Source organism: Spiroplasma citri (assembly GCF_001886855.1).
GTDB lineage: Bacteria > Bacillota_I > Bacilli_A > Mycoplasmatales > Mycoplasmataceae > Spiroplasma > Spiroplasma citri.
Genome location: NZ_CP013197.1, coordinates 1,501,907 through 1,526,191, shown reverse-complemented (window position 1 = coordinate 1,526,191; position 24,285 = coordinate 1,501,907). Strand labels below are relative to the sequence as shown.

Genomic DNA, 24,285 nt, shown 5'->3' with positions numbered 1-24,285 from the left:
ATTACTCGGTTTAAGAAATTATTTATGAGAATTTTAGTTTCTTTTTTTAATTAAAAAATATTTTTAAAAGGAATGATATAATAAAAAAAGTATAAGGTTTGTTAAATGAGGTGAAAATAAGTGAGTAATATTTTAAATATTATTTTTGTATATCTATTATTTATAATTATTTTTTCTGTCATTTATATTTTTACATGAGGTCTAGTTCGTAATTATTTTGCTCGTTTTTCAATTTATTATCAAGTTGTTATTGGTGGTGTTTTTGCAATTTTGGTTATTATTGCACAAGGATTAATCCCATTTTTTGTACCGCCAAAAACTGGGGAAACCAATACAATGATTGCTATTAATATTTTTTTACCAATAATAGTTTGTTGAATGATAGGTGTTTTTATTTCTTGTTTTGCCACAATTCTATATACGATTATTATTTTTACTTTTCTTTTTGGAATTTTACCATTTTTAAATAATAACTATTTTTTGCCTTTAACGGGCACCTCTAATATTATTATGATTTCAGTGCTTTATGCTTTAACCCTTCTAATTGTTTTTGTGAGTTGGCATTTTAAATGAACAAAATGTAGATGGTCTTTATTGACATTAACAGGGTTTATTACGGCCTCAATTATTGTTTTAGCACAATCAAAAAGAATGGCTATGTCAGAAAACTTTGTAAGTGAACTATATGTTTTAGTTTGAATTGCAATGACTTATTTTGCTTATAGTATTTGTGGGATTGTTGAATTAATTTATGTTCATGCGATAAAATTACAAAATATTATTGAATACGATCGTAATAGTTATGTTCGTGAAGCTTTAGCACATGAAGCTATTTATAATTTAATTCATAAAAATAAAATCCGTCGTGGAATTTATTTTACTTTTATGATTAATAATATTGAAAAACTAGATAAATTTCTAAATAGTAATGTTAAAAATAAAATTATTGATCTTATTTCTCATCAAGTTTTTACATTATGAAAAGAACAAAATGTTTTATTTTTTAAAGCAAGTTTAAATCATTTTGGCATTTTTCTTCCACTTGATCAAAATGAGGAACCTGATATTAGTAGTATCTTAGTGCATAATAAAAGTAAGTTACGGCCAGAAACTGATTTATTAAAACAATTTGAAATTTTATTGCGACAAGCTAATACTACTTTTATTTTAAAAAATTATAAAATAATTGTTAAATTGCAAGGATATGCTTCATTATATGGTTTACAATCAAATAATTTAAATAAGTTAAAGGAATATAATATTGCAACAGCAGATAATCGGTTAAATCTTGAATATTCAAATCAAATTATTTTTATTGACCCTGAAAACATTAAAGAATTATCAAACCAAAAACGTAGTATTTTAGCTTTAAATGAGCATATTCAGCTAGAAAAAATTGTTAGTTTATATTCTCCAATTATAAATGTGAATAATGGTCTTAAATTAGCGTATCATTATAGTAGTAATTTAGTTGATGGCGTTGATAGTGATTTAATATTTGCAAAAGATAGTAATGTTTTTGGTGGAATTGCGCATGAAACAATGCTAGCTCGTTTTAACGCTGCACTAAATATTAAAAATTTTCGTAAATTAGATAATTATTTAGAACAAAAATTATTTATTACTTATCCAGCTAGTTTTATTGCTAGTGAGAAGTTTAATTTAAAAAAATTTGCAACAAAATTAATTGAATTAAAAGTAAAACCGGGTAATTTAATTTTAACCTTTGATTTAATGGAAACTGGATTTGATCCTGAAAAATTTAAAAAAAATTTAAATACAATTAAAAATATTGGTATTGAAGTTGCTGTTAAAAATTTTGGGGCAATTGACACAGAATTAAATAGTTTGTATTATTATGAACCTAATTATGCTGTTTTTTCATCGACGAGTATTCGAGAAATGTTTATTCATTCTCATTATCAAAATTTAATTAAAGAATATATTATTTTGGCAGAAAAACTTGATATTATTTTAATTGCACCACAAGTTAATAGTTATTTAGGATATAGTAAATTAAAAGAACTAAAAATCAATTATATGTTTGGTTCATTATTTGGAACTTATGATGAACCACAAAATGAAATTGGTAATGAGATAAAATTAGCTTTATTAAAAAACAGTCGGAAAGGATTTAAAGATGAGACTAAGAAATAAACCTTGAGCAACAAAATATATTATGGAAAATTCTACCTTTGCAATTCAAAATCCAGAATATTATAGGGGGCAATGGGGGGAAAAGATCTTCAAAAATAATAATCCCTTAAATATTGAAATTGGTTCGGGGAAAGGGGGTTTTATTGTAGCATTAGCAAAGAAATATCCGAATCAAAATTTTTTAGCAATTGAACGGTATCCTTCAGTTTTAGTTTTAGCTTTAAAAAAAATTATTGCCGAAAATTTACCTAATTTAAAAATAATTGTTTTTGATGCTATTTTTTTGCCAGAAATTTTTGCACCTAAAGAAATTAATAAAATATATTTAAATTTCTCTGATCCTTGGCCTAAAGTCCGTCATGAAAAACGTCGGTTAACAAATAAAATATATTTAAATTTTTATCAAATTATTTTACAGGATAATGGTGAAATTCATTTTAAAACAGATAATGATCAATTATTTAACTATTCATTAGAATCATTTAAAGAAAATAATTGAAAAATTGTTGATTATACAACAAATCTATATCAAAGTCAGTATTTGAAAAATAATATTCCAACTGAATATGAACAACGTTTTGTTAAACTTGGGAAAAATATTAATTATTTATATGTTCGGAAATAATTACATTAATTTTATTATTGTTGGCTCATAAAGTAAAAAGATAAATTTGTTCACTAGGCAGCGAAAATTGATAACTAATAGGTTCGGTAAAATTTTTATTAATTGCTAAATTTTGATAATGATATGTTAAATATTCGTCAACTAATTTAATTTTATTAATTGGAAATTTAATAATAATATCTTTTGTTTCAAAAAAAGGAATTAATTCGGCTTTTTTTAAATTTGTTTTAACACTATTAGCATAAGCACGAATTAATCCGCCAGCACCTAATTTAATTCCTCCAAAATAACGAATAACTAAGCATACAACATTAGTTAAATTATGATGAAGGAAAATGTCTAAAATTGGCTTTCCAGCAGTATTAGTTGGCTCACCATCATCACTTTTTCGAATAATATTTTGATTTTTTCCAATAATATAAGCGTAACAGTTGTGTGTAGCATTTACTTGTTGATTTGTTTTAATAAATTCAAGTGCTTCATGCTCGAAAGTAACTTTTTGTAAGAGACAAAGAAAGCGTGATTTTTTAATATTTATTTCATTTGTAATTAATTTATTTTCTTTTAACTGTTGCAACTCTTTCACCTTCCTTTTCATCTTTATTTTATTTTCATTATATTATCTTTTTTTTCTTTTTTTGATATAATTATTTTACAAAAAACGGAAATTAATAAATTTACTATAATAAAGAAAGTAACAGGAGAAATGGCAATGTGAATAAAGTACGCAGTTGGTTGAGGAGAATTCTTTGATAATGAAATTAAAAAGCCGTATTTTAAACAATTGTTAAAAAATATTGATAATGAGTATCAAAATAAACTTTGCTATCCCACAAAAACAGATATTTTTCGTTTGTTTACATTAATTGAGCCAAATGATATTAAAGTTGTTATTATTGGGCAAGATCCATATCATGGATCTGGCCAAGCAAATGGTTTAGCTTTTAGTGTTAATGATGGTATTAAAAACCCACCAAGTTTAGTTAATATTTTTCATGAACTAAAAAAGGACTTAGGAATTGATCATCATGCTAGTGGTAATTTAGACCATTGAGCTAAAGAGGGTGTTTTTTTATATAATACAATTGGAAGTGTTGTTGCTAAAACCCCTTTAAGTCATAAGGATATTGGTTGAACTAATTTTAGTCAAAATTTAATTATTTATTTAAATGAAATTCGGGATGATATTGTCTATGTTTTATGAGGTAATTATGCAAAGCAGTATAGTGAATATATTTTGAATAAAAGTAATATTATTAAGGGAGCACATCCATCACCTTTTAGTTACAATTTATTTAAAGATCAACAATTTTTTTTAAAAATTAATAATTTACTTTTAAAAAATAAAAAAAACATAATTGATTGAAAAATGTAATGTATAATTGATATATGTAAAATATTGACAGGACAAAGGATTTATTTTATTAATATAGATTGTGGGGATATTATGGGTCTACTAACATCATTTAGTGATATATCAAAAATCTTATATAGTAATAAAATGGCATATATTGCTAGTGGTGTTATTGGCGCTCTTTTTATTATTTATTGTATTTATAATGGTTTATATTATTTAATTAATCCTAAACGTTATCATGGTATTCGTTTTACAACAAAAAATATTGCTTATATTACAATGTTGTCAGCAGTTTCTGCAACAGTTACTATTATTATTTCAATAACAGTACCAATTACAGTCTTTCCTCCTGTTAAGATTGCTTTTGAAGGTTTAATGGTTAAAATTAGTGGCTTTATTTTTGGACCCATTGTAGGACTTTTATCAGGTGTTGTTACTGATTTAATTGTAATGTTATTTGTTCCTTCTTATCTTCATGTTGCATATATTATTGTGATTGCTTCATATGGATTTTTATCGGGTTGTGCATCTTCAATTAATCGTGCCGTTGGTAAGCATAAATGAGTTTTATTTATGCTAACAAATATTTTTATTTTAATTTTTGGAACTTTTGCCGGAGTAATGACATGATATTCACCATTAGAAACCATTACATTATTTGCTGGATTGGAAGTTAGCAAAATTGTTTTAATTTACATTATTGGTTTTGGTGCTGGCGGAACCATTATTATTATATGAATTATTATGTTTGTTTATTGCCATTTTGATAAAACAAAAAAACGTTATTGAGATTTAGTTGCTATTATTATGCTTGCCGTTGTTAATGAATATTGAGTCACCACCTTGATATCCGCCTGGGGTGATATTGCCTTTTTAACGGTTTCACAAAATAAAAATGTTGGAACAGATGGTTATGGAGTAACTATGATTACGCGGTTAGCAATGGCACCAATTAAAGTCTTATTTAATTCAGCAATTATTTATATTACATATCGAGCTGTTTCCCCATTAATTCATAAAGATACTAATGCAAATTTACAATATTAAAATCCTGAAAAAATAACTTTTATTCAAGTTATTTTTTATTTATCTCTATATAATGATATTAGAAATTATAGAATGGAGATGAAAATAATGAAAGTAAATTCACAAATTAAAAAATTAATTGATTTGGAATTAAAACGACAGCAAGATCATGTTGAGTTAATTGCGTCAGAAAATTATGTTAGTGAGGCAATTTTAGCTATTACAGGCTCAATTTTGACTAATAAATATGCTGAAGGGTATCCGTTTCACCGATATTATGGAGGATGTGAATATGTTGATCAAGTTGAACAATTAGCAATTGATAAGGTAAAGGAGTTATTCCAAGCTGAACATGCTAATGTTCAATCACATTCGGGTAGCCAAGCAAATGCTGCTGCTTATTATGCTTTGCTACAACCACGTGATACCATTTTAGCAATGGATTTAGCAGCAGGTGGTCACTTAACTCATGGCTATAATGTTAATTTTTCTGGTCGATTATATGATTTTCATAGTTATCAAGTTGATCCTACAACCGAAATGTTAGATTATGATGCAATTGAAAAAATTGCAATTGAAGCAAAACCAAAATTAATTGTTGCTGGGGCTAGTGCTTATTCACGTGAGATTGATTTTAAAAAGTTCCGCGCAATTGCTGATAAAGTTGGAGCTTTATTAATGGTAGATATGGCCCATATTGCAGGATTAATTGCGGCTGGTTTACATCAGTCTCCAATCCCCTATGCAGATGTTGTTACTTCAACAACACATAAAACATTGCGTGGACCTCGTGGGGGCTTAATTTTATCAAAGCAAAAATGAGCAAAAAAAATTAATAGTGCTGTTTTTCCAGGCAATCAAGGGGGACCATTAGAGCATGTTATTGCTGCAAAGGCACAATGTTTTTTAGAGGCTTTGCAACCAGATTTTAAAGCATATGAAGCAGAAATTATTAATAATGCGAAAGCATTAGCAGCAACATTAAAAGCAAATAATCTGCGTTTAGTAGCTGATGGCACAGATAACCATTTATTAATGGTTGATGTTAAAAGTAGTTTAGGGATTTCGGGGCAAATGGCGGAAGAGATTTTACAAAAAATTGGTATTATTTGTAACAAGAATATGATTCCATTTGATAAAGAATCATCAATGGTTACTAGCGGAATTCGATTAGGAACAGCAGCTATGACAACACGTGGTTTTGGAAACAAAGAATTTAAACACATCGGAGAAATAATTTATAATGTTTTAAAAGAACCAACTGAAAATAATATTGTTAAATATCAAAAAGAAGTAAAAACCTTATTAAATGATTTCCCAATTTACTCAACTTGAAAATTACAAGAGTAATTAAATTTGGAAATATTAAATTAAAATATTGATTATCCTATTATTTTTAGTTATAATATTATTGCTTTATACATTAGACCCTGGTACGGAATGATGTGAGGAGGCATTGACATGAGACAAACAACTATCTTAAATTCAACTAAAGTTGAAAAAAAATGATATGTGATTGATGCTCAAGGTCTAGTTTTAGGACGTTTAGCAAGTAAAGTTGCAATGATCTTAAGAGGAAAAAATAAACCATCTTATACTCCACATGTTGATTGTGGTGATAGTGTTATTATTCTTAATGCAGATAAAATTAATTTGTCAGGAAATAAATTAAAGGGTAAAATGTATTATCATCATTCACAACATCCAGGGGGATTAAAAAGAACAACAGCAAAGAATATGTTAGTAAAAAAACCAATTTATCCAGTTGAACACGCAATTAAAGGAATGTTACCAAAAAATAAATTAGGAAGTAAATTATTCCGTAATTTATTTGTTTATGCTGGTAATGAACACCCACATGAAGCACAACAACCAATTAAATTAGAATTAACTAATAAATAAAAGGAGAAAATATGGCAAAAAAACAAGAAGTTATATATCGTGGTACAGGAAGAAGAAAATCTTCTATTGCCCAAGTTGTATTGACTCCCGGTAAAGGAAATGTTGTTGTTAATGGGAAACCAGCATTAGAGTTTTTCCCATACGCAACATTAGTGCAAGATTTGGAACAACCTTTAGAGATTACTGGTTCAAAATCAGAATTTGATATTCGTGTTAAAGTTTCTGGTGGTGGTTTTACCGGACAAGCTGGCGCAACAAGATTAGGAATTGCAAGAGCCCTAGTCGAAGCGTCACAAGATTATAAAACTTTATTGAGACACGCTGGCATGCTAACTCGTGATGCTCGTATTAAAGAACGTAAAAAATATGGGTTACATGGGGCTAGAAGAGCACCGCAATATTCAAAAAGATAGATTTCAAAAAAAGTACATTTTGCTTTGCAATGTACTTTTTTAATTTGGTAGGTTTAATTTGTTATCTAATATAAGTTTAGTATAATTATTATGTAGATAAGAGGGTGAACAAATGACATTGATGGAATTTACAATTCAGGGCAATAAATTTAATAATAAGAATTTATTATTAAATTTGTATTTTTTAACAAATCCAAAAAGTAAATTTACTGATGATGATGTTAAAAATCTTCGGTTAAAAGATATTACAACAGTTCAAGGATTAGACACTTTTTTAAAGCATAATATTTGTATTGCTGATTTTTTTGTTTCTTTAATTAATGATCAGGCAAAAATTAAGAAAGATAAAAAAGGGTCAGAGAAAAAACTTTATGATATTTTAATTCGTTTTAAATCAATTACTTTACTGGATCAAATGTTAGATTCAAACTTATCACTAACAATACTAGGCGATATTGACCCAGAAATTGGCATTGTTAATGTTAAAAATATTTTTTTAACAGCAATGGAAAAGGAAAAGCAAGAATTTGAAACATTAGCGACAGGAGTAGTGCTTGAAGTTGCTGATAATTTTCGTCTTGATGAAGCAAAATTACGAACTATTTTTGATTCAAATGTTATGGCAAATATGAAATTTTTAACTTCATCTTTTGCTGAAGAAAAAGAACGGTGGTTACAATACTTACGCTTTCAAGAACAAAACTTAGAATACAAGCGTAATAATTCTTGTTTATATTTAAAACGAAAATTAACAGAATATATTAAAATTCCAAAAACAGTTCCAATCGGGGAAAAGATGCATGACACAAGATTTTTAGCTCATAATTTTTGATATGTTGATAAGAAAAATTTTACTAATAAGAATTTAACAATTGGTAATTTATTTGAAGAAATAATTATTGTAGAATTAGAACTATTATTAGATAATTTAAATAAATATTCAATCTTAAAAAAATTAAATAATTTAAGTCTCGCTAATTTACAAATTAATCGTACATATCAAAAAGATGTGCCATTAACGCTATTTTCTTTTAATTTTAGTGAAAGTTATGTTCAAGATGGAGCAGATATTTATGATTTAGCGGTTAATATTCCTGAAACAAAAATGCAACAGAAAGATAACTATGATTTTAAAAAAGAGCTAATCAAAATATATATGATTGAAAATGATATTAAGCAAGAAAGTGACATTGACCATGAAACGATTAAAGTAACTATTAATCAATTAGAGCAGTATCAAATTGTTAATTGTTTTTATGAAATAAAAAATGAGGATGAAATATCATTTAATGAATTAAATAAAATAATACCTCCTTATGGTTATTTAACTTATATTGGCAAAGGAGACTCAACTTTACTTCGACGTAGTAATGTTATTTTAGATAAGATTAGTAAAAATGATGTTGCAAATCCCTACTTAATTAATTATATCTTTAATATTGAAGATATTAAGTTAAAGACACAATCTAACTTAATTACGGAAAAACAATTAACTTTTGCTTCAAATAATTTAAATGGAAATCAACAAAAAGCAATAGCAAAAGCTTTAAACTCACAAGATATTTTTCTATTGCAAGGACCACCAGGAACAGGGAAAACCGAATTTATTGCGGAATTAGTTTATCAATATGCTAAATTAGGAAAAAAAGTTTTAATTTCTTCACAAAATCATGTTGCAATTGACAATGTTTTAACAAGACTAGTTAAAACACCTTTGTTGGTTCCTTTACGCTTAACAGGAGAAGCAGTTCGTAAAAAAAATCGTTTTAATGATTTTAATCCGGATAAATTAATTTTTAATAATTATCGTTTTATTTATGCTCATTTATTACGGCAATATTTAACAAAATGAACTGGAATTGGAAATGATTATGAAAATCAAAAATATGAATTACAAAAATTAAAAGCAAATGCGAAAATGTTAGAAAAAGAAATTAATGATTACAATCATTATACTCAAAAGCTAAATACATTAGTTGCTGAGCGAGAAATAATCATTAATCAAAAATTACAATATCAAACTGATGATCGAAAATTAACAATTAATATTAATAATATTCGCAATCTATTAGATTTCTTAGGTAATATTAATTGAGATGGAATTGTCACTTCAACACCTGATCTTGTACAACTATTTAACAAACATTTTGGAAAATTATTGCAACCTAAATTTGGATTTCAAATTGATGAGTCATATTCATTAATAGAAACATACAAAAAGCTATTAACAATTACTACTGATAATAAGGCACTAAAGGATAAAGAGATAGAATTAGCAGAGTTAAAACAAGTTAGTCAAGAATTACGCGATGATGATTGAATGGAAAGGTTAACTGTTGTTCAAAGTGAAATTTTAGAATTAAAGAATCAATTTACATTGAAGCAAGAAAACATTGTTTTTCAAAAAGAACAAGAAGCATTTAAAAATGATCTTGAGCAATTATTACAGCAATATGAAGAACAAAGTGCTATTATTCAAAACAAAATTAGTGAAATTAATGAAAATAAATATGAACAAGAAATTTCTTATTTAGAAATTGAAACGGGAACATTAAATTATAAAATTAATGCTTTAAAAGTTGAAGTTGAAAATATTGTTAATAGTATTAATACAATTTTTAATTTAAATTTAGTAGTAAAAGATATTAGTGGAACAATTAATGAAATTGATAAAGAAATTAATAAAATTGAACACGACCTTAATTTTATGTTTCAAGAAAAAGCAACAAAGTTTAATTTTGTAAATAATATGATTACCTTTTTAAATAAAAATTATAAAATATCAGATTTTTTAACACAAGAGAATATTGAAACTAATCATTTCACGTCGGCTATGGAACGAGATACAATTAGTTATGCTAATCAATTTTTACAAGATAGTGTTAATGTTGTTGCAATGACTGCAACTTCAAATCAATCATATGCACAAAGTAAAAATAAAATTTTACGAGATTATAATATTTCTGATATTGATATTAAAAAATTTGCTTTTGATGTTGTCATTATTGATGAGGTAAGTAAGTTGACACCAATGGAAATTTTTATGCCATTAGTATATGGTAAAACTGTTATTTTAGTTGGTGATTATCGGCAATTGCCACCAATTATGCCATATCAAGAAGAAGATGTTGCATTAATTAATGAAATTTATGAGGAAAATTATAGTTACCATAATTTTTTAGAATTAGTAACTAATTCATTATTTAAAAAAATTATCTCAAAATGTGATGATTCAGTAAAAGAAATTTTAGTTAATCATTATCGTAGTCATGAAGATATTATGCGAATTGTAAATTTTTTTTATGAAAATCAACTACAACTAGGTGATAAAACTAATCAAAATAATGAAAAACAACATTATATTACTGTTGAAAATAAAGAGGGATTAAAAATTTTTGATAGTAATAAAGCAATTTATTGAATTGATTCATCAAAAGATAAAACTAATATGAATTTTGTTTATGAACAAGGTGAAAGTGGCAGTACGAGTCTTTTTAATTGATTAGAAATTGACTTAACAATAAAAGCATTGGAATTAATTGAAGCAGGATATAATAATTTAACTGTTAAATTAAAAAAACAGCCTAAAGTTGCAGTTATTAGTTTTTATAGTCTCCATGTCAAAAAATTACGAAAAGCGATTAATAGTTTAAAATTTAAAAATATTAAAGTAGAAGTTTCAACAGTTGATGATTATCAAGGGCGAGAAACAGAAATTGTTATTGTTAATACAGTCCGAAATCCGCATAAGCAATTAAGTGCTAATAAAGAATTTATTAAAAAATATGAACGATTAAATGTTGCATTTTCAAGAGCAAAAAATATGTTAATTATTATTGGCGCAGTTAGTTTTTTTACTAATATTGATGTTGAAATTCCAACAATTGCTAACCCAAATATTACAAAAACAATCAAAGCATATTATGAAATTTTACGAATTATTGACAGTTATGGTCTTGTTTGGAGGGCAAAAGATTTATTATAATAAGAATTAGAGGTAAAAACATGAAATTAGGAATGGTAAAAGTTTATAAAAACTGGAAAAAATTAAAAGCAATAGTTAGTTATCAAACGCCAAAAAAACTAGCTTTTTTTCAATATGTAATTTTAAATGCTGTTACTAATTACCCTAATAAAGAAAAATCATTAGCTGATATTTTACATAATGAATTACAAATTTTTAATTTTAAAATTTATGCAGAATGTTTAAAGGACTTAATTGAAAAAGAAAATATTATTGAAATTAATAAGCAAACATCATTAAATTATTTAGCAAATAGTTCTGCTGAACAAGATTGAATTGATCGGCCAATTGGCATTTTTTACATTTCAAAAGAAGTCTTAATGGCATTAGAACAGGGTTACTTATTAAGCAAAAATATTAATCGTGAAGCAGTTATTAATTTTGATTTTAATATTTTTTCGGGTGAAAAATACATAAATAACGAACAATTATCTTTATTAGAAAAAAATAACAACGATTTAATTATTATCCCAGAACAAGAGCCAATTATTACTGGTAAAGATTTATTTCATTTGTTAGAAAAGTATAAGCTAAATATTAATAAAAATAATATTTTTAATGATGATACAACATTTACTTCAATTCGCACTAAAAAACAAGAAATCTACTATAGTAATCAAATTAACAATTTATTAATTGATGTTTATGAAGAAAAAGAAGTTATACTATCCTTAACTACTTTTAAAGATATTAAAATTAAAATTGGTAATGACCAACAATTGCAACAAATTATTGAGGATAATGTTAATTTAAAAACAAAAATTGTTGATTATTTTTTAACTGAGATGACCAAAACTTTAACAGATAATTTTAATTTAAATCTTCAAAAAGTAGCAACAAATATATTAGAAAGTGATTATCAGCAAGATCCGCGTTATATTACTTCTACGCTAGTAAATCCAAAAATTGTAATTATTAATGCAGCAAGTGTTAAACCAAAGGCAGTCTTAGCTAATAAATATTATTATGATAATAATATTAGTTGTATTATTTTTGTTAATGCTGAGCAGGCAACTACAATTCCTAATTTAAATGGTCCAATGCCAATTTTTTATTTAACTAGTGAGGTTTTATCAATTAATGATAATTTTTTAGCTTTATTCATTAATGATAAAAATGACACGGAGCTTTATGTATTACAACCAACAGAACTTATTATGCTAAATCGTAATATTATAACAGCACAAAAATTTCTTCCGAAATATAGTCATATGTTATTTAAAAAAATTTTAGATGGATTAAAAAGTTTAATAAATAATGAACAAGCAAATATTTATGAAATAATTCATAATAATCAAATTGAAAATCTTTTTATTTATTGCTATTTAATTGATATTTTAAATAATAGTGAAGAAGCTTTTGATAATATATTAAAAAGTATTTCCATAAGTGATTTTCATAATAAAGTTAATGTTTTATATCAATCTGAACAAATTTTAAGTAATTTAAACTTAAAACCAAATTATTTTAATAAAATGCATAAAACTTTAATTATGTTAATGAAACAACAATCAAAATTGCAAAAAAATATTATCAAAGCTTATCAAGTATTAACTAATAATAATTTATTATCAAATAAAGAAGTTTTAAATATGTTACAAGAACTTGATGACAAAAATGATGTTTCTTTAAACCAATTATTAACATTGACTAATATTGCAAATTCATCAATTATTGAAAAAATTTGAAATCAAAATCTGTTTGCAATTTTAGATAAATTTCTTTTTGCAATTAATAATAATGATTTACATCGTGAATTATTTGAAGCAGTAACAACAGCAATATTGGGAAAAAGTAACACTTTATTAATTAGTTTGTATAGTTATGCTGAAGAATATATTAAATATTGTAAAGAAATGAAAAAGCGAGAAACAGGTGGTTTACAACGACATTGGCAAGAAATATGAGATAAAGTTGAGGTTATTATAGAACGTTTCAAAAATATTAACAATAGTAATGAATTAATAATCCAATTACTTTATTCTTTATCACAATTAGAAATAAAATATAAGGCAATTAAATTTAAAAATATGTTTAATTCCGAAAGCAAATTTCAAGAATATCTTAATTTATGTTCTTTTGATAAGGCAGCATTATATTTAATAAATTTAATGGAAGAAAAAATTACTCCGCTTTTAAAAACAAAACATCAATTTATACAACATATTAACGAAAAATTATTTGTTTTAAAAGATGTTTTTGATAAAAATAAATATAAACAAATTATGCAACTTTATCAAGAATTAACATTATATTTATATTGTGAAAAAGCACGAAATGAACACAATGATAATAAAAATCGCGATGCTTTAAAAAAATTAAAACTTGAATTAGAAGAGGTGTTAATATAATGAGTATGAGTGTTGAACAAGTAATGTATAATTACCAAAAAAAGATTGAGCGATTAAATTTAAATATTAATTTTGTTAAAAATAATTTAAAATTATTACTACAACAATTACAAGGAATTGATGCTAGTGGATTAAATTGTCAACAAATTGAACAATATTTAGTTGATTTAGATCAAATTTTAGTTAATTTAGAAAATAATCCGTTGGTGAAAGAATTTACTAAAGTTGAACATGTTGAATTAGAATTAGCAAAGAGGGTTAATTTTTTCTTAGAACAAAAAAGCCTTCGTTTAGCAGAAATTCAACAAAAAATTGCAGTCTTGAAAATAAAAGTAATTGAAGATGAAACAAAACAACGGTTAGTTAATTTAAAAAACCGGATTAATTTAAATTATCAACAATTAGAACATGAATTAATAGCAATGTTTGATGATAATGAATCAAAAGCTTTTATTATGAATTTTTTTAAAACAAATAAGAATCACTTCAGTAATTTAAAACCAGAGACTATTTCTGAACTTGTTCAAACAGAAGTTAAAAATTATCATACTTCACCTGATTTTTTGAAAAAACAATATCTTAGTAGTTTTAAAAAACAAATTAGTGATGATAAATTTGTTAATACAGAATTAACTCCAGCATTAGAAGAATTTGGTCAAATTTCGACGACTGATATCACTGTTTTAAATGAAAAAGCTTTAGCATTACAAAATAAAATTATTAATAAACAATTAGATGAATCAGCGCGGAAACATGCTATTACGTCAATTTTACAAGCGATTCAAAAACGTGGTTTTATTGTTGATAGTAATGATATTCGTATTACGAAAGAAAATGAAGATAGTTTAGTTATTGTTTATGCAAAGAAAGTAACAGGAGAAGAAGCAATTTTTAAAGTATATTTAGATGGGCGATTTACATATAAATTTGAAGGTTATGAAGGTCATGCGCATGATACTGATGAACAACCGTTTATTAATAATTTATCAATGTATGATGTTTCTTTATCAAAAGAAATGAAAAAATCTTATTTAAATCCTGATAAAATTATGAATCAGACAAAGTCTCAAATTGATAGTAAATCAAAAAAGAAATAATTAACATTTTTGGGTTAAAAAACATTATAATTTTGGGTTAAAAAACATTATAATTAAAGAAATAGTTAGAGGTGACTATAAATGAGCGTAAAAAGTAATTTAGATAAGTTAAAAAACCAAATTGGAATTAAACGATGTGTTATTCTTGAAGGCAATGTTAATGATATTTATCAAGCAAATAATGGCTATGTTGGTTTAAAAGACCGATTATTTGGGTTGTTAAGAGAAAAGGGTTTTAATGATATTTTTATGTGAGACCGGATTGATGGTTTAAGCGGAGGAAATCTGAAAAATTTAACATTAACAGCAGAAACACAACAGAAAAGTAAAGAAGGGGAAGCATATGATTTTGGCCAAGAAGTAATTAAAAATGCAAATGAACAAAAAAGTGGCCCAACGGGGCAGTTTCCAACCTTAGCAGAATTTTTTGCTATTGTTCGTCGTAATATGTTAGTTGCAAGTTCTAAAAAAGTTGCTTTTATTGCTGATTTTTCTGATTATTTATTTTCTAATGAACAAACTTTGAGCGAAGAAGAACGTGTTAATTTAATTTCATTAAGTAAAGCTTTTCGAGATAAAAAATTTGATCAATCAGAAATAATTGATTTTGATACAGCTATTATTTTTATTACTAATAGTGTTGGAAAATTGCCAACATCATTTTATTTGCATAATCCAGATGTAATAACAATTACTTTAACAAAACCAAATCGTGAAGAACGAGAAAAGTTTATTTTAACTAATAAGAATTTTTTTAAAATTACCGAAGATTTAAATACTGATATTTTAAAATTACAAGATATTTATGATACGATGGAAGGATGAACTTTGAAAGAAGTTTATCAATTAATTAAATTCTCAAATAATATTTTAGAACGGTTACCATTTGAAAAGCTACTAAATTCTTATCAATATGGGGATAAAGTTTCACCATGAGAAGAAATGAATTATGAAAAATTAGCAACTATTGAAAAAGAATTAAAAAAACGAGTTATTGGTCAAGATCATGCCATTGAAAAAGTAAAAAATGTTGTTTATAAAGCTTTTACTGGATTATCAGGTGTGCAATATTCATCAAAGCGAACAAAGCCAAAAGGTACGTTGTTTTTTGTTGGGCCAACTGGAGTAGGAAAAACCGAATTAGCAAAAGCATTGGCCAAATTTTTATTTGGTGATGAAAAAAATTGTATTCGGTTTGATATGTCAGAATATAACCAAGAAGCAAGCGATCAAAAATTAATTGGTGCACCGCCAGGCTATGTTGGATATGAAGAAGGTGGACAATTAACAAATGCAATTAAAGAAAAACCGTTTAGTGTTCTCTTATTTGATGAAATTGAAAAAGCTCACCCACGAATTTTAGATAAATTTTTACAAATTTTAGAAGATGGTCGTTTAACTGACAACAAAGGTCAAACTGTTGCTTTTTCTGATTCGTTTATTATTTTTACTTCAAATATTGGTGCAAGTGAAGTTGATGATAATTTATCATTTTTAGAAGTTGAAAAGCAATTTATTCAAAAAGTATCGGATCATTTTCGAACTGAATTAAAACGACCAGAATTATTAGGGCGAATTGGAAACAATATTATTCCATTTAATTTTATTAAGGATATTAATTTCAAAGCAAAATTAATTATGCAAAAATTACAGCCAATTCAAACAGCTGTTTGAGAAAAATATAAGATTAAATTAGAATTTATTGATTTACCACAAATTTTACCAATTATTATTCAGGACGCTGATGATAAAAAAGGGGGTCGTGATTTATTAAATAGTATTGAAAAGCATGTTGTTGATGGATTGAGTTCTTTTATTTTTGCAAATCAAACTAAATTTAAAGCTGGAGAAACAATATTGGCGCAAGTAAATGGTCATCAAATTGAATATTGTTTTAAATAAAAAATGAGTAATTTAATTAATTTTAATCGGTTTGTTTCTTTTACAACGATTGAAGGACCTGGCAAACGATTCGCATTATGAATGCAAGGATGTATTATTAATTGCAAAGGATGTAGTAATCAGGAAATGATCCCCCTCATTAATCGGAATGTAATGGAAGTGAATTCCCTTTTTCAGGCAATTAGAGATGCCAAAGAGCGGTTTCAAATTGAGGGGATTACTATTTTAGGGGGAGAACCATTTATTCAGCCACGAGCACTATTAAAATTAGTCACTTTATGTCAAGCAAATAATTTAACAGTAATTGTTTTTTCTGGTTTTTTATATGAACTATTGCAAGAAAAGCATCCAGCAATTTTATCTAAAATTGATATTTTAATTGATGGACCATTTATTATTGAAAAATTAGATAAAAAACGACGATTAATTGGTTCTACAAACCAACGTGTGATTAAACTAAGCGATGTTTATCAAAATAATGATTATTTTGAACAAAATATTATTGAAGCAGAATTTACTGTAACTAAAAATAATAGTATGATTATTAACGGAGATGGAGCTCATCTCATTGATAATGAAGAACAAATGAACAAAGAGGAGGCCATAAAAATGGGAGCATTTAAATTAAATGGGGATGTATTTGCGCACTTGCCCCAAGATATTATTAAAGTTGGCGATAAATTAGATTTTAAAGGAACTAATGCTGATATGACTGATTTTCATCTTAGTGATATTAAAACACAATATAAAGTTATATCAGTAATTCCAAGCATTGATACAAGTGTTTGTTATACGCAAACTGTTAAATTTAACAAAAATATGAAAGATTATCCTAATGCACGATTAATTACAGTTTCACGTGATTTACCATTTGCACAAGAAAGATGTTGTGAATCTTTTAGAGATGAAGCACATTTTTTAGTGTCAGATTATAATGATCGTGATTTTGGTACAAAGACAGGATTAGTTTTTACTGCTTTGCAAATTTTGCCACGTGCAGTTCTTATTTTAAACCAAGATAATATTGTAGAATATCTTGAGATTGTTAATCCAGTTGGAAATGAACCAAATTATCAAGCGATTTATGACTTTTTAGATAGTAGAAAATAAAAAAAGTATTTTGTTTATAAATACTTTTTTTATTTTAAGGTTAATATTTGTTGAATTTCTGCTAAATCACGTAATTTTTCTTTATCAACATTAATCTTAAAGTTATAGCCTTCATCTTTTTGATATTTTGGAATAATATGAAGATGATAATGAAAAACTTTTTGAAAAGCTTCACTTTTTTCATTGCTAACATAATTAATTCCGACAGGGCTTAATGTTGGATACATTTTTTGTGCAATTATTTTTCCAACTTTAGCAACTTCTGCTAAATATTCATCATCAGTAACACTATAATATTCAAAATGTTTTTTTGGAATAACCAAGGTATGACCATCACTGTTAGGGAAGGCATCTAAAAAAGCATAAACTAATTTATTTTCATAAATTTTTTTACTTGGTATATTCTGTGCAATAATTTTACAAAAAATGCAATTGTTTTCGTTCATATTAATTTCAGCTCCTTATATAATTAATTATAACAAATAACTACTATGGTTTAATTAGTAAACCATTTTTAAGATAAAAAAAGAAGATTTTTAATCTTCTTTAATAATATATGATCCAATTGCATCATATAAAGTTTGTGAATAAACATTTTCTGGATTATTAGCAAAGACTAAAGAATATAATCTTGTTTTTGCTGCTGTTTGTAAATTTTGTTGTTTTGCAAAAGTATATTCAATTCATTTTAGGATTTGACCTTTAATGTTTTTTGTAATATCAACTGGTGTTCCATTGTCATTATAAAGAGGTTGACCATTTTCATCGTATGTTCCTAAATAACCTTTTTTATTATATAATCATGATAATGAACGCTTAATTCCGCCTTGTTGTGCTAATCAGGCTTGATCTAAATCAGTTGGTGTTCCTCCTGACCCATATCAAGTTAATGATAATTCTTTATTATTTTTATTATCATTTTTATAATTAATGTTCATATTTTTCATTAAATCAACGGCATAAATTGGTAATGTTAAGACAAATGACCCATATCTTTTATTGGTGTCTAAGAATTGATAACTTGAAGGGTCTGTTCCTTCACCTGATTTTATAATACCTGGTGTTGCTGTGTCAATAACTTTTTGTTTATATGAATCAGCATTGTTTAAAGTTGTAAAAATATCATTTGGGTTTTTATTTTTATCAATTCCAACAAATCCTTTAAAACCACTAATTCCAAAGATTGGGTCAATTCCGTCTTTAATCATATTATTAAAGATATTATCTTTTTTCGCATTAAACATCTCTTTAAGTATTTTCATTAAAATGTCTTGATTATTAGTTAAATCAGAATTTAATTTTTCAACATTTGCTAATGGTCCTTTATCCGCAAATAATTTGTCTAATTCTTCCTTATCTAGTTTTAATTCTCAAACCATTTTAATATATGATTTTCATCGTGCTCCACTAATTGTATCTCATGATTGAAGGGCATTAAATAGTGCACTATTTCGATTTAAATAAATTGAACTATTATTGCCACTACCATAGCGCTTAATCTCATTTTGATGTAAGTATGTTGCAGTAATAATTTTATCAATCACTGCTGGTATTTCAACATGCGTATAATAATCTTTAAAGCGAGTTTTTAATGCAGCTTTTTTATCATCTTCTGACATTGCATTAAAGTCCGTATAATTAGCTCCAGCACTTTTACTTTTAATTTCGAAATTAGCTTCTCCTTGCTCTTTTCTTGATTGCATATAATTTGGTTTACCTGTTCCTTTTCAGAAATATGATTGACTACCACCAACATACCAACCTTCTGATTGATAATCAGGTGCATATCCTTGTCCTGCAATTGTTGTTTCTAATGGTGTTGAATTAGAAATTCCAGTAGAATATTTTGTACTTAAATTATCAAGTGCAACTTGCTCAACAAAATTAATAAATTGTTTTATTAATAATGAATCAGGTTGGTTAACATCAATTGTTACTCCAGTATATCGTGCTCTTGTTGCTTCTTCTGATGCATAGAAAAACTTTGAAATATTAGTATCCAATAATCTTGTAGTCATTTCTTTTAGTGCTGCTTTAGTGAAAATGTCATTAAATGAATATTTGACAACATTTGATTCATTTTCTGAATTAATTTGAGCAATAATTCAACGTTTAACTTCATCAACAATAGCAGGATCAGTAAATCTTTCAAAATCTTTTTTTGTACAGGCATAAATACTTGTGCCAGTCGAAGAAAGAATAGACATTGCCCCTAAAATACTTAGTATTTTTTTCATTATCACTTACCTCCTGATTTATAATAATATTTTGTTGGATTTGTTGTTACAGGAGGAAATTGATGTACTCAGAATGGAGTTTTTATTGAAATAATTGATCTTGCGTAATTTAGACCAATTTCTTCATGCCATATTTTTGCGGTACTAATTTTTTCAACAATAGTTTTTGGGTCAATTTTAGCCGCTGGTCCTCCCATTTTATACTTTTCAATTGTTTTATTTTCTGTTTCAAAACTACTGTATAAACGTTGGACAGCGCCTCCTGCTAAATTAGTTGACATTGCATTAATAATTGAAATAAATCAATCATGATTTGTGTCGTGTCCTTCTAAATCTTTAAAAGTAAGAAAGTTTTTTAATCATTCTTGAGGTCCGGCACCATTTGTTAAGATTTTATTATTAAAATTACTGAAAAAGTCATAAATTCAGAATCATCATGTTTTATCATCAGCTGAGCCAGAACTTGAACTTAATGTAGCATATTTTTTAACTTCATTTAAAACATTAAATTTTAGTTTACTGTTATTACTACTATTTACTAAACTACGATTTACTAAATATCATAAGTATTGAGCATTACTAAATTGTGTATTCACGTTTTGTTTTGATTTGTCAACTGTCATGATCTCTGATTTATCTTCCAATGAACTATAAAAATTACTTGAATAATTTAAACTTTTAAATTGTCAATTAGTATCATAACTATTGTATGATGATGGGTCAGCATCCTGTAAATATTCGTGGCCATCAATATGGACTAAATTTAAACCATTTGCATCAAAGAAACTAATAACAATATCATTAGTAGTACCAATTTTTCAGTTAGCACTAATTGGATCGGTTGGATTTTTACGACTAATTTTATTTACGACATCATTTATATCAGTAGGTGCAGCTTCACCAGGTGCATTAATGCTATTATAAACACTTGATTTTAAAATATTTGATTTAACAGAATCAGCTTGTGTATTTAAAGTTAATAAATCTGTTGATGGAGTAACTGTGCCTTCACTGTTAGTAGTAAATTCTTCTCAATTTTTAGCTGAGGCTAAAGTTCCTAAATCTTTTTTAATTTGTGTCTTTGTTGTTTCATCAAAAGTATCTGCTGTGAAACCAGTATCAGTTGGTGTTGCTCCTGATTTAAAGGCATAAGTTATTGTTGAAATTGCTAAAGGTTTTTCATTTTGGAATCATTTTTCAATCATATATTTTTGAAATAATGATAGTTGCCCAACATCATATGTTTCACTTAATTGAGGTGTACCAACTGATGTCTTAGATGGATTTTCAAAAATAGGTGTTGCAACTGGTGGGTGATTATTACTCATATATTTATTAATGTCATAATTAAAAGTTTTTAAATCTGTTGCGATTGTCGTAATACGAGTATTAATTTCCTCAATTGTTAAGCTTGATAAATTATCAATAAATTGTTTATTGTTTTGATCTCAACTAAAAGCTAGTGCTAATTGAGTACGTAAATTTTGATTGTTAATATTTCAATCTCCTGCTTTATTTCCGTTTTTAAGGAAACTAGCAAAATTTTCTAAAATCTTAACTACACTTTCAGTATTATTTTGTCTATACACACGCATATTATTATTTAATAAAACATTAGTTAACATTTGTGATGCACTAATTCCACCATCAGCACCAGTTGTCATAATAGCAGCTTTATAATTTTGTTCTTCAATTTCATATTTTTTGCTGCCACTTGCACCATTGATATCTTTATAGTTTGTATCTAAAAAATCATGATATTTTTTTTCTCAATTTTTTTTATCACTATCTTTAAAACTTTGTTTCTTTTTCTCAACAGTATTATCTGTGTTTGTGACTAATAATTGTCATTGTTTTTTTAAAATGTCTTTTAAATTTTTATAATCGGCAATATCACCAATTGTAGTTTTATCTGTTACAAAAAATTTATCAGGGTTCGCTAAAATTGCAACGCTTAAAATTTGCATTAATTGAACTGACATCTTAATTCTTGTTGCGCCATCTCATTGGGTTGGATCATTTGTTCATTTTCCATTTCCGGCATTTACAAATGGATTTTCTAAGACACTTCAAATGTCAGGAGAAGTGATTTTTTTTCCACCAAAAATTCCTGGAATTCATGCTCAGATGCTGTCACCATTTTCATCTTTATGTTGATTATTTTTTTCTTTAGTACTACAAGCCGCCGTTCCAAATGCGGTTGCACCCACTAATATCATACTGCTCAGTGATGATAAAAGTTTTTTCATTTTAGTTCATCCTTCCTTTTGACTTTTATTTTTGTACTTTTTGATAAAAAATACTAACTACATTCTATTAAAAAAATATAATAAAGTCTACTTTTATTGTACAATAAAAGTAGACTTTATTATTAAAAAATAAAGATAATTTTACTTCTGAATTAGTATAATACATATTTCAAAGGAGGGGTCAAAGTGAAAAAAATTGAAATTAAAGATCTATTTGTTTCTGCCGATAATGACATTATTTTAAATGGTTTAAATTTAACTGTTAATATTAATGAAATTCATGCTTTAATGGGACCTAATGGAAATGGAAAATCAACTTTATTATCAACAATTATGGGACATCCTAGCTATACCGTTGAAAGTGGGGATATTTTAATTGATGGTCAAAGCATTTTAGACAAAACAGTTGATGAACGAAGTAAAATGGGAATTTTTTTTGCAATGCAATCACCAGTTGAAATTTCTGGGGTTTTAAATTTAGATTTTTTAAAAGCAATTATTAACGCTCACCGTGATTCGCCAATCAAATTACCAGAATTATATCAGGATATTAATCGCAATATTAAGAACTTAAAAATTGATGATAGTATGATTCGTCGTTATTTAAATACTGGTTTTTCTGGGGGCGAAAAGAAAAAAAATGAGATTTTACAATTAAATTTATTAAAACCATCTTTAGCTTTAATTGATGAAATTGATTCAGGCTTAGATGTTGATGCTTTAAATGTTGTTAGTACTGAATTAAATAAAATGCGAAATAAAAATTTTGCTGCAATTATTGTGTCACATTATGATCGCTTTTTTAATTTAGTGCAACCAACGCATGCTCATGTTATTGTTAAGGGTAAAATTGTTAAAAGTGGAGATTATAATTTAGTTAAAAAAATTAATGAAGAAGGATACGAATGATTATTACAAGAATTAGATTTAACAGTAGAAAATAAACAAAGTGGTATCAAACCTTTAGCGGGAATTGGGTGCGCTGCACAAAAAGGGAAGTAAAAATGCAAGTTTGAATGAAAGAACGAGAACTTATTGGTAATAATTTTACTATTGATGCAACAACACCTGAATTAACCTTTACGAATAATAAAGTTGGTGAAGTTATTAATATTAATTTTACTACTAATCTTGTTAATAAAACTTTTTTGTTTTTTTTAAATTTAACTTCAGAAGTAACAATTAACTATAATATTCCGGCTAATAGTCAAATTAATATTATTAATATTTACAAAAATCGTGAATGTGAACAAATAGCTAATCTTTTTTATAACTTATTAGAAAAAGCGCAAGTTAATACTTATCACTTAAATATTGTTAATAGTAGTATTAGCGAAAATGTTACCTTCAATTTGCAGGGTAAACGTAGTGCTATTAAATATTATTTGGCAAGTTTATCAACGCATGATTATCATAAAAATGCAATTATTTATGCTCATCATTTAGCCCCAACAACGGAAAGCGAAATTAAAACTTACTCAATTGCAAAAGATAATTCATTACAAACTGTTAAGTGTACTAGTCATATTGAAAAAACAATGAGTAAATCAGAAGCACATCAAGAATTACGATTACTAGTTTTTGATAAAACTTCAAAAGCAATTTCTGATCCGATTTTGTTAATTGATGAAAATGATATTAAAGCAAGTCATGCTAATGCGGTTGGGATGCTTGACCCAGCGCAAATCTTTTATTTACGAACAAGAGGCTTGACAATAACTCAGGCTCGAAAATTAATTTGTATGGGTTATTTTAAAAATGTAATTGATGCAATTGAGGATGAAGAATTACAAAAAAATATTATTGATGAAATCGATAAAGAAATTGGAGAATAA

Annotated in this window: 18 protein-coding genes; 14 read left to right on the top strand and 4 right to left on the bottom strand. The window is 26.3% G+C overall.

The annotated features are described in order from the left end of the window. The first annotated feature begins 120 nt into the window (after positions 1-120). Both SCITRI_RS08920 and trmB read left to right on the top strand, forming a co-directional pair. On the top strand, positions 121-2,157 hold the full coding sequence (locus tag SCITRI_RS08920; protein ID WP_071937997.1) for an EAL domain-containing protein: 2,037 nt from the start codon (positions 121-123) through the stop codon (positions 2,155-2,157). Beyond that, positions 2,141-2,782, top strand: coding sequence for a tRNA (guanosine(46)-N7)-methyltransferase TrmB (trmB, locus tag SCITRI_RS08915; RefSeq protein WP_071937996.1), 642 nt, complete (start codon positions 2,141-2,143; stop codon positions 2,780-2,782). The genes SCITRI_RS08920 and trmB overlap by 17 nt, the downstream gene beginning before the upstream one ends. Here the strand turns inward: trmB and SCITRI_RS08910 are convergent. Next, positions 2,757-3,368: an IMPACT family protein gene (locus SCITRI_RS08910; RefSeq protein WP_237237952.1), complete on the bottom strand. Its 612-nt coding sequence runs from the start codon at positions 3,366-3,368 to the stop codon at positions 2,757-2,759. The genes trmB and SCITRI_RS08910 overlap by 26 nt on opposite strands. A gap of 126 nt (positions 3,369-3,494) precedes the next feature. Here SCITRI_RS08910 and SCITRI_RS08905 point away from each other — a divergent pair, with 126 nt between their 5' ends. The 10 genes from SCITRI_RS08905 (at position 3,495) to tpx (ending at position 17,964) form a co-directional block, all read left to right on the top strand. Beyond that, the gene (locus SCITRI_RS08905; protein ID WP_071938071.1) at positions 3,495-4,157 is read left to right on the top strand and encodes a uracil-DNA glycosylase; all 663 of its coding nucleotides are present in this window, start codon (positions 3,495-3,497) and stop codon (positions 4,155-4,157) included. Between the two features lie 72 nt (positions 4,158-4,229). After that, positions 4,230-5,186 (top strand): hypothetical protein, encoded by a 957-nt coding sequence (locus SCITRI_RS08900; RefSeq protein WP_071937994.1) that lies wholly within the window; start codon positions 4,230-4,232, stop codon positions 5,184-5,186. Between the two features lie 87 nt (positions 5,187-5,273). Then, positions 5,274-6,515 (top strand): serine hydroxymethyltransferase, encoded by a 1,242-nt coding sequence (gene glyA / locus SCITRI_RS08895; protein WP_071937993.1) that lies wholly within the window; start codon positions 5,274-5,276, stop codon positions 6,513-6,515. Between the two features lie 111 nt (positions 6,516-6,626). Next, positions 6,627-7,067: a 50S ribosomal protein L13 gene (rplM, locus tag SCITRI_RS08890; protein WP_071937992.1), complete on the top strand. Its 441-nt coding sequence runs from the start codon at positions 6,627-6,629 to the stop codon at positions 7,065-7,067. Positions 7,068-7,078: 11 nt separating this feature from the next. Further along, positions 7,079-7,480 carry a 30S ribosomal protein S9 gene (gene rpsI / locus SCITRI_RS08885; protein ID WP_004027966.1) on the top strand — a complete coding sequence of 134 codons (402 nt, stop codon included), beginning with the start codon at positions 7,079-7,081 and terminating at the stop codon, positions 7,478-7,480. A 112-nt stretch (positions 7,481-7,592) separates the two neighbouring features. Then, entirely contained in the window at positions 7,593-11,465 is a 3,873-nt protein-coding gene (locus tag SCITRI_RS08880) for an AAA domain-containing protein (protein ID WP_071937991.1), read from the top strand. Positions 11,466-11,485: 20 nt separating this feature from the next. After that, entirely contained in the window at positions 11,486-13,855 is a 2,370-nt protein-coding gene (locus SCITRI_RS08875) for a hypothetical protein (RefSeq protein WP_071937990.1), read from the top strand. Beyond that, positions 13,855-14,952: a hypothetical protein gene (locus tag SCITRI_RS08870; RefSeq protein WP_071937989.1), complete on the top strand. Its 1,098-nt coding sequence runs from the start codon at positions 13,855-13,857 to the stop codon at positions 14,950-14,952. The genes SCITRI_RS08875 and SCITRI_RS08870 overlap by 1 nt, the downstream gene beginning before the upstream one ends. 81 nt (positions 14,953-15,033) lie before the next feature. Beyond that, positions 15,034-16,854 carry an AAA family ATPase gene (locus tag SCITRI_RS08865; RefSeq protein WP_071937988.1) on the top strand — a complete coding sequence of 607 codons (1,821 nt, stop codon included), beginning with the start codon at positions 15,034-15,036 and terminating at the stop codon, positions 16,852-16,854. A gap of 3 nt (positions 16,855-16,857) precedes the next feature. After that, positions 16,858-17,964, top strand: coding sequence for a thiol peroxidase (gene tpx / locus SCITRI_RS08860; RefSeq protein WP_071937987.1), 1,107 nt, complete (start codon positions 16,858-16,860; stop codon positions 17,962-17,964). A gap of 29 nt (positions 17,965-17,993) precedes the next feature. On the opposite strand, the gene SCITRI_RS08855 is transcribed toward tpx, so the two are convergent. The 3 genes from SCITRI_RS08855 to SCITRI_RS08845 all read right to left on the bottom strand — a co-directional run bounded on the left by SCITRI_RS08855 (position 17,994) and on the right by SCITRI_RS08845 (position 22,450). Continuing rightward, complete coding sequence (locus SCITRI_RS08855) at positions 17,994-18,410, bottom strand: HIT family protein (RefSeq protein ID WP_071937986.1); 417 nt, start codon at positions 18,408-18,410, stop codon at positions 17,994-17,996. Between the two features lie 90 nt (positions 18,411-18,500). Beyond that, on the bottom strand, positions 18,501-20,201 hold the full coding sequence (locus tag SCITRI_RS08850; protein WP_071937985.1) for a lipoprotein: 1,701 nt from the start codon (positions 20,199-20,201) through the stop codon (positions 18,501-18,503). After that, entirely contained in the window at positions 20,201-22,450 is a 2,250-nt protein-coding gene (locus SCITRI_RS08845) for a hypothetical protein (protein ID WP_071937984.1), read from the bottom strand. Before SCITRI_RS08845 ends, SCITRI_RS08850 begins: the two co-directional genes overlap by 1 nt. A 186-nt stretch (positions 22,451-22,636) precedes the next feature. Here SCITRI_RS08845 and sufC point away from each other — a divergent pair, with 186 nt between their 5' ends. Both sufC and SCITRI_RS08835 read left to right on the top strand, forming a co-directional pair. Continuing rightward, positions 22,637-23,452 (top strand): Fe-S cluster assembly ATPase SufC, encoded by an 816-nt coding sequence (sufC, locus tag SCITRI_RS08840; RefSeq protein WP_071937983.1) that lies wholly within the window; start codon positions 22,637-22,639, stop codon positions 23,450-23,452. Positions 23,453-23,454: 2 nt separating this feature from the next. Then, positions 23,455-24,285, top strand: coding sequence for a SufB/SufD family protein (locus SCITRI_RS08835; RefSeq protein ID WP_071937982.1), 831 nt, complete (start codon positions 23,455-23,457; stop codon positions 24,283-24,285).